Here is a 12,509-nt window from a genome sequence, read left to right as displayed (position 1 = left end):
GGGTGCATGCATCTTTTCGATCCGATTGCCGGCGGGCTCATGCCTGGGTGACGGGTCAGTGGATCACCTCGCGGGCATGCTGCAGTTTCTCGATCGTACGCCAGCACCAGTCGATGCCCACCCCGGGCACGCCGGGCGGCGTGACATAGCCATCGGGGCTCATGACCAACGGTGCGGACAGCAGTACATCGAGTTGCGGGATGTGCTCGATCAAGGTGGCATTGGGCACTGCACAGGCCAGTGAAACGTGCAATTCCATCAGGTAATGCGGCGCCACTGGCAAATTGAAGGCTTCGGCCATGTGCGCGACCTTGAGCCAGGGCGTAATGCCACCCACCCGCGCCGCATCGACCTGAACGATGGAGCAGGCATCCTGCTGCAGGTATTCGCGAAAGACGTGCGGATTCTGCAGGGTCTCGCCTACGGCAACAGGCATGGCCGTGGATGCCCGCAGCAGCCTGTGGCCGCGCAGATCCGAGGCCGGCATGGGCTCTTCGAACCACGCCGCCCCGGCCGCCGCATAGGCCGCAGCACGATGGATCGCCTCGCCCTGGGTGAAAATCTGGTTGGCATCGATCATCATCTGCATGGTATCGGGCAGGACGTCGCGCACCTTGCGCAGGCGCCGGAGGTCTTCGGCCAGACTGCGCCCGACCTTGACCTTGAACCCGTGAAAGCCGCGATCACGGGCCGAGACGGCATTGGCCACCAGTGCGTCGTCATCGATATTGAGCCAACCACCCTCGGTATCGTACATGGGCAGGCGCGCGTGTGCCCCGCCCGCCAGGAGATGCAGCGGCAGACCCGCCTGCTGGCAACGGATATCCCACAGGGCGATATCGACTGCGGCCAGCGCCAGACTGGCGGTAATGCCCGGTGAAATGGAATTGATGGAGCGATTCAGGCGCCACCACAGTGCCTCCACGGCGCGCGCATCCGCCCCGGGCAGCTGGGGCCCCAGGGTATCGGCCAGAAGGCGGAAGATCGCTGTCCCGCCTGTGCCAAGGGTATAGGTATAGCCCACACCCACCACCCCGGCGCGGGTCGTGAGGCGAATCATGGGCGTTTCCTGCTTGAGGAACGGCTGGATGGCATCCTGGCGGGGAAACTTGGCCGGGATGTCCACCAGCAGAACCTCGACCTGCACGACTGGATCGGCAGACTGGATATCTGCACCCTGGTTTTCCTGGATCATATGGAAGGCTCCTGCTGAAATTGAAATCCCCGGTGCGTGCGCCCCGAATGGGGCGAGTGCACACCCCGTGCCGATCCCCTACTCCCCCTGGTCCGTTCGGCGACCGAAGAGGCCCGCCAGCTACCGGAGCTGCCTGAACAGCAACGAGATTTCGGGTACGAAGGTGATGATCATCAGGCAGCACGCGATCACCAGCACGAACGGCACCAACCGCGAGATGATCTGGTCGATGGGGATCCGGGCGACCTCGCAGGCGGCGAACAGGTTGACGCCAAAGGGTGGTGTGATCATCCCCATGGCCAGGTTGACGATCATGATGAGCCCGAAGTGGATCGGATCCACGCCGAACTGGGCCGCCACCGGGGCCAATATGGGGGCCAGCACAATGATGGCTGCAGACGTCTCGATGAACATGCCCACGAAGAACAGCACCACGTTCACCGCCAGCAGGAACGCAACCTGTCCATGGAAGATCTCGACCAGCCAGTTGCCGATGGCCGCCGGAACCCCTGCCCGTGTCAGCAGGAAACTGAAGGTACCTGCCGCCGCGATGATGAACATGATGACCGCCGACGAGATCACCGACTTGCGCAGCGCAATGTACAGACTTCTGGCATTGAGGGTCCGGTATACGAACACCCCGACCATGAAGGAATACACCACCGCCACGGCCGCCGCTTCGGTGGGGGTGAACACCCCCTGGTATATGCCGCCCAGAATGATGACCGGCATGCCCAGACCCCACGCCGCCTGCACGATGGCCGGCAGCAGGCGCATGCTGCCATCGCCATCCTGGTGGCCCCAGCCATTGCGGCGGCACATGATGAGCACGAAGCCGATCAGGGCCAGGCTGATGAGGATGCCGGGCCCGATACCGGCGATGAACAGTTCGCCAATGGACACTTCGGCGCTCACGCCGTAGATGATCATGGGAATGGAGGGCGGAATGATCACCCCCAGTTCGGCCGACGTGGCCTGCAGGGCCGCAGAGAAACGCACGGGATACCCATGCTTGACCATGGCCGGAATGATGATGGCGCCGATGGCGAACGTGGTGGCGATCGAAGACCCCGACACCGACGCGAAAATCATGCAGGTGATCACGCAGGAGGCTGCCAGGCCCCCCTGGAGCCGGCCCACCAGCGCCTTGGCGAACTCGACCAGGCGCTGCGAAATGCCGCTGGCCTCCATGAGATTGCCTGCCAGAATGAAAAACGGGATGGCCAGCAAAGGAAAGCTGTCGAGCGTGGTAACCAGCCGCTGGGCGATCACCAGGGGGTTCAGCTTGGTGAAGAACACCACGCCCCCCAGGGCAGACCCCAGAATGGCGATGGCAATCGGGATGCTCAGCGCAAACAGCAGCACCATGAGAATGATCATGAATGCACTCATGGGTGCCTGCTCCTAGACGATGTGGTCGACCCGGTCGGAATGGACCATGGCTTCGGCGCCAGACCGGAAACGTGCAATTTCCTCGACCAGATGGGCCAGCACGGCCACCGACGACAGCAGCGCGCCGACGGGCAGGGCCGCATACATCCAGGAAATCGAAATATTCTTGCCGCTGAAGGGGCTGCGCAGACCAGCCAGTGCCTGGAATCTGACGCGCAAGGCCATTTCATAGCCGTACCAGGTCACGACCAGCAGCAGCGCAATGGAAAAGATGGAAATGACCGCCAGCAACACCACGCGCGCGCGCCCGTGCAAGTGGGAAATCAATGTGTCGACAGCCATGAGCAGGCCATAGCGGCAGGCCACGATCAGCCCAAGGTAGATCATCCAGATGTTCAGGGTTCTGGAGGTGACCTCGGACCAGGTGGAGGGCTGTTCGAACACGAAGCGGGTGATGACCTGGAAAAAGGACACGGCCGTCATCAGGACCAGCAAACTGATGGCGGCAGCCATGGCCCCCCTGATCAGATATCTGTCCAGGGTCTTGAAGAAAGTGACCATGCCGTGTCCTTGTTTCACCCGCTGCTGATGGTTCAGGGCTTGTAATCACGGATGGCTTCGATGTTCTCTTTGCCGAACTGCTCGGAGAATTTGTCAAACGCGGGCTTGAGGGCTTCCTGGAATGCGGCGGTATCCACCTGATCGACCACCTGCATGCCCTTGTCGCGCAAAATGGCCACGCCATTGTCGGCGTCTTCGCGGACTTTCTTGCGCACGGCCGCCGAGCCCACCTTGGCCGACTCGACGAACCAGCCCTGTTCTTCTTCGGAAAGATCATTCCAGACCGCCGGGGAGATCAGGATGATGGCAGGCGAGTAGACGTGCTGCGTGAGCGACAGGTACTTCTGGACATCGGCGAAATTGGCCGACAGGATCACACCGATGGGGTTTTCCTGGCCATCGACGGTGCCCTGCTCGAGCGCGGTGAAGAGTTCCGTGAACGCCATGGGCGTGGGCAGCATGCCCAGGGTACGGAAGGCTTCCATGTGGATGTCGTTTTCCATCGTGCGCACTTTCAGGCCAACCACATCAGCCGGTTCCTTGACCGGGCGCACGTTGTTGGTGAGGTTGCGAAAGCCGTTTTCGGTCCAGGCGAGGGCCTTCAGGCCATGCTCGGGAAACTTTTCGAGCAGCGCCTGCCCGATTGGCCCATCGAGTACCGCATGGGCCTGATCGTAGCTGGAAAACAGGAAGGGAATGTCGAGAATCAGCGTATCGGGCACGAAGTTGCCGATAGGGCCCGTCGAGGTGATGACCAGGTCGATGGTGCCGATCTGGGTGCCTTCGGTGAGTTCGCGCTCGCCACCCAGGCTGCCGCCATAGGATTCCACCAGCTTGAACTTGCCCCCCGAGCGCTCGGCCAGGTCTGCGGCCATGGCCTTGGCACCCGCAGAGTAATGGGATGACGGTGACAGGTTGTGCGCGATGGTCAGTTCGGTTGCTGCCTGGGCAGGACCGAAACCGGACAGGGCCAGCGAAGCGGCCAGCAAGGGGCCAGCGAAATAACGTTTCATGATGAGGTGCCTCCCGAAAGGGTGTTGGTTGTACAGGCCGGTGAACGTGGCGCGACCGACCCGGAGCAATTCCTGCTCCATGTTAACAACTGGACGTGCCTGAACCAATCAGGGTTCACACCAGAATTCCAGGCCCGCATCTGCGGCGTGCGTTCGGGCACCCGCCACACCCAGCCTGACATCGGAACTGTATCCCCTATACAACAGCCGCAGGGATCGCCCCATTCTTCACCTGTGATACGCTTGCAACAAGCTGTTTTTCCTTATAGAATTCTTGGGCTGTCCAATCACAAAAACGCAATCTCATGCTTCAAGAACACTGGTCAGGTATCCAGTGGCTCCGGCTTGCTTAACAGTGATTATTCAACGCGTTCCGCAGTGCCACCCTCTGGCCCGGTAACCCGGACGGTTTCTCTTCCGAAAGTCATGCGCGCCCCATCGGGCACCGGCCTGTACATCAATGGCATGGCCAAGTCCCGTGTCGTGATGCGCGCATTGGCCTGAACATGCCGGCCCAGGGTTCACCCGACAGGCGTTGCGAACGTATTCAGTAAAACCGTTAACGAGATTTTCATGGCTTCTTACCTACCCCGAACCCTCATCGTGGGTTCGCTGGTTGCATGTGGCTTCATGGCAACCCCCGCAGCAGCAGAAAATGCGAGCCTGCCCCAGGCTGTCGAATTGGCAATCCTGACCAACCCGGAAATTGGCGCGCAGTTTCAGCTATTCCAGTCGACCCTGGAAGACCAGGCCATCGAACGGGGCGCGCTGCGCCCCCAGGTGGATGTAACCGGCTGGACCGGCCGCAACTGGCGCAGCCATTCAGACGGCGGCTACGCCTCGAACTGGAATGGCTCGGGCTACAACCTGAGCCTGAGCCAACTGCTGTTCGACGGCTTTTCAACCCTCAACCGGGTCCGTGAAGCCGGCTTCGAGAAACTGGCCGAATACTACAGCCTGAAGGCCACCATCGACAGTGTCGCCATCGAGGCGACCCGGGCCTACCTGGATGTCCAGCGGTTTCGCGAGCAGGTGCGCCTGGCCAACGACAACTACGAAACCCATCGCAGAACCCTGGGCCTGCTCTCCGAGCGCAGTGAATCCGGGGTGGGTCGCGGTGTCGACGTCACCCAGGCCAACGCACGGCTGGCCCTGGCCCAGAGCAATGTGATGGTCGCGACGGGCAATCTGAACGATGTGACCCAGCGCTACCAGCGCATCGTGGGCAAAGCCCCCGCCGACAACCTGTCGGATACGCAGAACGTGGGTCATGAAATCCCGGCAGCCGCACAGGATTTCAACGATGCCATCCGCAACAACCCGGCCATTCTGGCCAAACAGGCACTGGTGCAGGCGGCCGAACGCGGCAAGGCCTCGGCCAGGGGCCGCTTTGCGCCGACCATCGAACTGGTGGCCGACACCGGGCGCAGCCAGGATCAGCCGCCCGGCTACCCCGATCGCAACGCCCAGAACAGCCGTATTCAGGTGGTGGCCAACTTCAACCTGTACCGCGGCGGTGCCGATTCGGCGCGCGTACGGCAGACGGCCGCCCGTGCCTACGCGGCCCAGGATATTCGCAACTACACCTGCCGCAACGTGGAACAGGAACTGGCCATTGCCTGGAACGAGGTGATGCGCCTGCGCCAGCAGATTCCTTTCCTCGAGAAGCACGTGCTCGAATCATCCAAGGTGCGGGTCGCCTACATGCAGCAATTCAAGATTGGCGAACGCAGCCTGCTCGATTTGCTCGATTCAGAAAACGAACTGTTCGATGCACGCCAGGCCCTCAACAATGGCCAGCATGATCTGCAGATTGCCGAATATCGCTGGCTGGGCATGGCGCACCGGCTGTTGCCGACGATCGGCCTGGGCGACCCGTACGCCGACAGCCCCAAGGAAGCGGCAGACCTGAATTTCCCGGATGAAATGCTGCAGGCCTGCCTGACCCCGCTCCCGAGTCCGGGCTCATTCGAGCCGGTCGAGGTCAAATACCGCTCGGGTACCAACCCGCCCATACTCGACAAAAGCGGCGCACAACCTGCTGCAGGCTCCTGGGACTGATCCGGCCATCAGGGCACAGGGCACTCGCACATGCCCCACGATATTCGTGGGGCATGTTGTTTCAGCCTCACCATGTGCACGTTGATTCAGGCACAATCTGGGCATGTCAATGCCCATCCCTGCAGCACCCGTGGCACCGCGCACATCGATATCGCAAATGTGCGCACTGGCGCTGTGCATGGCCATGGCCGCCGGCGGGTACGGCTGGCCCGTACTGGCCGAACAGGCCACCGAACTGGTTGCCCATGCGCGCCAGCATCATGGTGCCCGGGCAGGCCGTGCCGTCGAGGCGTGGCAGCAGGCCCTTTCGCAGGCGCAAGGGCAAGCCGAGCCCGAACAACTGCGGCGCATCAACGCATTCTGGAATCACAGCCTGCGCCAGGCCGATGATCGTACGATCTGGAACCAGGCCGATTACTGGGCCACTCCCATCGAGTCCCTGGCCAAAGGCGCCGGGGATTGCGAGGATTTCGTCATCGGCAAGTATTTTTCCTTGCTGGATCTCGGGGTGAGCCCGGAAAAGCTGCGGCTGATCTATGTCCGTGCCAACGTTGGCGGAACCCGTATTGCGCATATGGTTCTGGGCTATTACCCGAATCCTGGTGATGAGCCGCTGGTGCTGGACAGCCTGCTGGACGACATCCTGCCGGCACGGAAACGGGCTGACCTGACACCTGTTTTCAGTTTCAACGGCCAGGGCATCTACGCCCAGGGCAGCAGGCGCGCGCCCGTTGAACACATTGGCCGCTGGCGCGGCCTGCTGGATCGAATGAACACCGAAGGCTATCGCCGCCACCCATGAGGCCATGTCATGTCACTGCTGAAACAATTGATAACAAGCGTCACCCTGGCAATGGCCGTCGTGCTGATCGGGGCAACGGCCTTCAGCATCGATGCGGCGCGTCATTATCTCAACCTGCAACTGCAGGCCCAGAGTGAATCCGCAGCCACGACGATGGCGCTGACCCTGTCGCAGGAACCGAATCAGGACCCCGTGATCCGTGAACTGCTCCTGACCGTTCTGTTCGACACTGGAAATTTTCAAGACATTTCCTTCGTGAACATGGCAGGGCAGACCGAACTGCTGCTCGACCAGCCACACGATGCCACCCTGGTGCGCCGTACAGCCCTGTCCCATGTACCGGCCTGGTTCGATCGCTGGCTGCCCCTGGAGCGTCACGAAGCGCAGCAGGCGGTATCCGACGGCTGGCGCGAGTTGGGCGTCGTGCGGCTCACCGCCAACGACGAATTTGCCCGTGCATCGCTGTGGCGCAGCACCTTGCAAATCATTGGCATCACGCTTGCGGCCGGCCTGGCCTGGGCGCTGTTCGCATGGTTCCTGATCCGCTGGTTGCGCCGTGCGCTGCAGGACGATGTGCAGATACGCATCGAGGCACTCGCAAGAGGCGACATCGACACTGGCCTGCCACCGATACGCCATGGCGCCCTGACTGAACTTCAGGGCGTGACCCAGAGTATCGATTGGGTCTACGAGCAGGTCCAGGCCACGGCGGCAGAACGCGAAGAAAAAATCCAGCAACTCGAACTCGATCTCAACCGTGACCCCACCACGGGGCTGGCCAACCGCAAGTTCTTCATTCATGCACTGCGCCAGGCTACGGAGCAACCTGAACCTGGCCAGCCAGCGCACGGCCACATCTTCCTGTACCGGCATTGCCACCTGCAGCGGCTGAATCAGCGCATCGGCCGTGAGCGGGTGGATCACTGGCTGCGTGACACAGGTCGCGAGATCGAAGCGGTGCTGCAGCAACTCGTGGGCGCCCAGGCTTGGCTGGCGCGGCTCAACGGATCGGATTTCGTCTGCCTGTTGCCCAACCTCGAGGGGCCCGAGGCAATCCAGATGGCACACCGCCTGCACAGCCGCCTGATGGCGTTGCGCCTGCACACCGACCATGCCGACACATGCGGGTTTGCCGCCGCCGTGACCAATTACCGGTCTGGAGAAACCGGCTCGGACATCCTGGCCCGCCTGGACACCGCCCTGATGCGTGCCGAAAGCTCGCGGCATCAGCACATCGAATATCTGCCCAGCGCTGATGACGAGAATACAACCCAGTCGATCAATGCCGCCGAACAGCAATGGCGCCAACTGCTGGAGCAGGCACTGCAAGAACAGCGCATCCACCTGCACACGGAACCAGACCCAGGGTGTCCAGAGCCGGAAAGTCGCATGCTGGCATGGCAGATGCTGCACGACCCAGCGCATGCTGGCCCCATATCAGGTTTCGAATTTCTGCCGGCAGCGGCCCGCACCGGCCTGTCGGGCGCCTACGATCTCAATGGCCTGTCATTGGCCCTGGCATGGCTTCGCGAGCATCCCCAGGCGCTGGTACTGCGCATTTCCCTGGCGTCCTTGCTGGAGGAAGGATTCCTGTCGCGTTGCCTCGCCATCCTGGCAGACGAACAGCCGGCCATATGCGAGCGCCTGATCACTGAACTGGATGCCTTCGGGCTCGACGCCTGTCCGAAGGAAACCATGGCATTTGCGCGCGCCGTTCGGACCCAGGGCGTGGCCATCGCCCTGCGGCGACTGGATGAACAGGTCGAAGCCTTGCTGGATCTGAAGGAACTGCAACCCGCCTACATCAGGCTCTCGACCCGATTGCAGCGCGATGCCTCTGCCAATCCGGCAGCCCGGTACCTGTTGACCGCCATCCAGGAAACGGCAGATGATCTCGGGATCACGGTTCTCCCATGCTGAGCGCACGATCGCCCCACCATGCGGCGGAGCGATCGCCCTTCATGGCGCCCTGAAGCCATACAGGGCGCACGATGCGTCAACCCATCGGGTTGTCCAGCTTGCCGTCATCGATCAGCTTGTTGATCATATCGTTCTGCGATGAACCTGCATCCAGGCCAAGATCCTCGAACGACACACCCTTCAGGATGATTTCCTGATCGAAATGCCCGCTGCCCACCTGGCCGCCGGTATCGACCTTGATGACCGTATCGGCACCGGATTCCTCGATCAGGAAGTATTCATCCAGTGAGCCGCCTGCATCGCCATCCAGCAAGCCGGTCAGATCCAGACGATCGGCACCGTGCGGGTCAGCGCCGCCGGTACCGAAGTCCAGTATCGTGTCCGAGGCCGGTTGCGCAACCGAACCTGCGTCACCGAACTCCCACCTGAACACATCATCGCCGGCACCGCCGACCAGGAAGTCGCTGCCCTGGCCGCCGATCAGAACGTCATCACCGTCGCCGCCAATCAGCACATCAGTGCCCTCTGCGCCAAGCAAGGTGTCCGTCGAACCATCGGAAATGGTCGTGACGCCATCAGCCAGCGCGGATGGATCGATGCGCACCTGAAACTCGTGCGTACGCTCCATGCCTTCGAGGCCCGAATCACTGACCGTCACCGTGAGCGCATGGCTGCCGGGTACGTTGGACAGCAGAACCAGGCTTTCGGTGTCCCAGCCCGAGAGATCGACGCTGCCATGACCCGGGCTGGCCACGAAGACGTGTCCCTGGCCATCCTGCAGTACCGCGCCTTCAGGCAGACCCTGCAGGCTCACGGCAGCACTGTCCGTTGACCAGTGCTCCGGCAGGATCTGCGTAAGCGCAATCTCCTGGCCCTGTTCACCTTCGTTGTAGCCATAGATGCGATAGTGACCGTGGTCTTCAGTGCCGATCAGGCTGCCCAGGGTAAAGCCCGCGTTCTGGTCCTGCAACTGGGTCTGTGCCGTCTCGAAATCCGGGAAGAATTCGATGGGCGTACCGGGCGACGCCTTGTTGACGACCGACACGTTGTACATGCCCGCACCCTTCTGGTTGTGCATATACATGTCGAAGGTATACAGCCCCGATTCGGTTGCCGTGAAGTCGAAATCCTTGAACGTGCTCTTGTCGGTGCCCCAGCGCAGATCCACCTGCTGGCCGCCACTCTCGCGATCACCCAGGACCACCCGCAGGCTGTCATCACCTTGCGCCTTGACGGTATAGGTTTCACCCGCCTGCAGATAGATGACCCCGTGGGCGTGCACCGCCGTATCCACCGCCACATTCTTCTGCTTGTCGGTGTCGCCACCGGCCCTGGGGTTCAGGGCGATGAGGCTATCCAGGATCTGCTCGCCCGTCGCGCCACCATAACCGTGCTTGCGCCCCTCCCTCGACGTCTCCTGATAGGTACCGTTGGGCGCATACTGATCCAGCTGCTTGACCGTGCTTTCAAGCAAGGCCGTGCTGGCCCCGTCGCCATTGCTGCCATTGGGCCTGCCAGGCCCCGCACGCAGGCCATCGAGCAGACTGTCGATCGCCTTCTGCTCTGCACTGCGGTTGTCACGTCCTGCGCTGGGCGGCCCGACATACTGCCAGGTGCTGACCTTGAGCCCGACATTGGTGACCTCTGGCTGGGGCACGAAGGTGTTCAGGTCATCATCGTACACAACCGAAGTGACGGCGCTGTCCTCGCCAATCATGCCGCCGGCCGGGCGTACATCGGCCGCGCCCACCACCCCGGTGATGCTCACCGTCAGGTTTTCCTGGGGCTCGGGGTTGGCATCGTCCACCGTGCGGACCGTGAAACCCGCCTGACTCTGGCCACCCGCAATGGTGACGCTGGGTGGCCGGCCGGTGGTGTCGCTGTTGTTGGCCGCTTCGCCGTCCCAGGCCAGATCCACCCTGACATTCTTGCCTGCAGGGACCTCGACCGGATCGCCATTGCGATCGACCAGGTACACCGTGTAGTGCAGATCATCGCCTTCCAGGACCGCAGTTTCATCCACACGAATCTGTGCAAATACGCCATCGGGCTGGTTGGGTTCCCCTTTCAGGGTGATGATGATCTCGGCCGAGTCATGGTCACCGTCCCTGTCGGTGATGGTGTAGCCGAAACGCATTTCCTCTTCCTGGCCTACGGCCATGCCGTCGCGGCCTGACCGGCTCATTTCGAACTTGTACGTGCCGTCGTCATAGCCCGTAAATGTGCCAAAGGCGTTGGTCAGGCTGTATGAGCCATCACCATTGTCCGTGGCACCTTCCCAGGTGATGAAGCCGTCACTGGCAGGCCCGTCGGCACCAATGCGGATGGCATCCTCGAGCTCGCCGGTGATGGTCGGCATGTCATCCACTGCCGAGATGGTGGCATACAGGTCAAACACATTGTCTGCGTTTTCCCAGGTGTACACCGTGGAGACAGGGTCCCCGTACTCGTCGTTCTTGAACCCGTCAATCGTGAACTCGAAGGTACGATCACCCACCGTGAAGGTCGAACTCAGGGTCGAGGCATCGATTTCCACGATGTCACGATCCGCTTCGGCCGACCCCGGGGTGTTCGCATTCGGGGTTTCCGTATGCTTGAGCTTGATGGTGTGCTCGATTTCATGCGGCTGCCCATCGATCGTGACGCTGAACTTGACGACCAGATCGGTGGATACCAGGACACCGGAACCCGAATTGACGGCATTGTTGAAATGGGTGAACGTGCCGAGCTTGAATGTGGACCCGATCAGGTTGTCCGAATTGCTGCGGTAGTCCTCATTGTCGTAATAGTCATAGCCGGACGGTTTCCCATTGCCCGACGCATGCGGCTTGCCCCAGCGGATTTCCTCGAGATAGGCATCGGAGTCGTTGTCCTTTGTCGTACCCTGCGTCTCACCCGCCTTGAATTTGACGTTGGTGAAACCCGCCTCCAGACCCGTGACGACGACGTCACTGATGGGCACCTCGATCACGTGGCTGTGATCAACGGCCTCCGGCGCATCATCTTCGATGAAAATCTTCAGCGTGGTATCGCTTGCGTTGCCGAAGGCATCGCGCACGGATACGGGCACCTCGAAGTCGACCACGTCCTCCTGGGTCGGATCGGGATGATCCACCGAACGATGCAGTTCCACTTCGTAATGGCCGGTATTGTCGATGGTCACCGTGATCACCGGCTCGCCATTGACGGTACCCGTGAGGATCTGGTCATTTCCGGACAGGGCCCAGTCGACCGATTCCTCACCTATATGCAGGGCATCGGCAGCCGGGATCCCCAGCGTGACGGTGACCGGATGCGGATGCGTGATGCCGATTGACCCATCACTGGTGGGTGAGTCGGTCGTGTCATCTACGCCGTCGTCATCAGGCAGGCCGTGTTCGAGCCCTTCTTCGGATACACGGGTCTCACCCGGCGTGAGAACGGGCAGCGAGTCATTGTCAATGATGCCGCCCGTGCCCGTGGCCTCGATCTCGGCGCCCGCCTGGCCAAACTCAACCCCATTGACCGTGCCCGTGAGCGCGCCCTCGAGCGTGAACTGCTCCTCGCCCTCGAAGACGCCGTCATC

General features: G+C 61.6%; 8 protein-coding genes. 3 read left to right on the top strand and 5 right to left on the bottom strand.

All coding sequences use genetic code 11. The features are described 5' to 3' along the window. Nucleotides 1-55 precede the first annotated feature (55 nt). From WCY17_RS05565 to WCY17_RS05550, 4 genes are all read right to left on the bottom strand, one after another. On the bottom strand, nt 56-1,195 hold the full coding sequence (locus WCY17_RS05565; RefSeq protein ID WP_372701185.1) for a mandelate racemase/muconate lactonizing enzyme family protein: 1,140 nt from the start codon (nt 1,193-1,195) through the stop codon (nt 56-58). Nucleotides 1,196-1,315: 120 nt separating this feature from the next. Next, complete coding sequence (locus WCY17_RS05560) at nt 1,316-2,587, bottom strand: TRAP transporter large permease (protein WP_372701184.1); 1,272 nt, start codon at nt 2,585-2,587, stop codon at nt 1,316-1,318. A 12-nt stretch (nt 2,588-2,599) separates the two neighbouring features. Continuing rightward, a complete protein-coding gene (locus tag WCY17_RS05555; protein ID WP_372701183.1) occupies nt 2,600-3,148 on the bottom strand; it encodes a TRAP transporter small permease in 549 nt (182 codons plus the stop codon). 32 nt (nt 3,149-3,180) lie between these two features. Further along, complete coding sequence (locus WCY17_RS05550; RefSeq protein ID WP_372701182.1) at nt 3,181-4,161, bottom strand: TRAP transporter substrate-binding protein; 981 nt, start codon at nt 4,159-4,161, stop codon at nt 3,181-3,183. 573 nt (nt 4,162-4,734) lie between these two features. On the opposite strand from WCY17_RS05550, the gene WCY17_RS05545 reads away from it, so the two are divergent. From WCY17_RS05545 to WCY17_RS05535, 3 genes are all read left to right on the top strand, one after another. Continuing rightward, a complete protein-coding gene (locus WCY17_RS05545; RefSeq protein ID WP_372701181.1) occupies nt 4,735-6,222 on the top strand; it encodes a TolC family outer membrane protein in 1,488 nt (495 codons plus the stop codon). Nucleotides 6,223-6,325: 103 nt separating this feature from the next. Next, a complete protein-coding gene (locus WCY17_RS05540) occupies nt 6,326-7,024 on the top strand; it encodes a transglutaminase-like cysteine peptidase (protein ID WP_372701180.1) in 699 nt (232 codons plus the stop codon). A 9-nt stretch (nt 7,025-7,033) separates the two neighbouring features. Continuing rightward, on the top strand, nt 7,034-8,944 hold the full coding sequence (locus WCY17_RS05535) for a LapD/MoxY N-terminal periplasmic domain-containing protein (protein WP_372701179.1): 1,911 nt from the start codon (nt 7,034-7,036) through the stop codon (nt 8,942-8,944). Nucleotides 8,945-9,020: 76 nt separating this feature from the next. Here the strand turns inward: WCY17_RS05535 and WCY17_RS05530 are convergent. Further along, nucleotides 9,021-12,509 (bottom strand): choice-of-anchor K domain-containing protein (locus WCY17_RS05530; protein WP_372701178.1); only part of this gene is annotated, 3,489 nt, incomplete at its 5' end.

The organism is Castellaniella sp. (genome assembly GCF_041677825.1).
In the GTDB taxonomy this organism is placed as follows: domain Bacteria; phylum Pseudomonadota; class Gammaproteobacteria; order Burkholderiales; family Burkholderiaceae_B; genus Castellaniella.
This window is presented reverse-complemented; position numbering and strand designations above follow the sequence as displayed.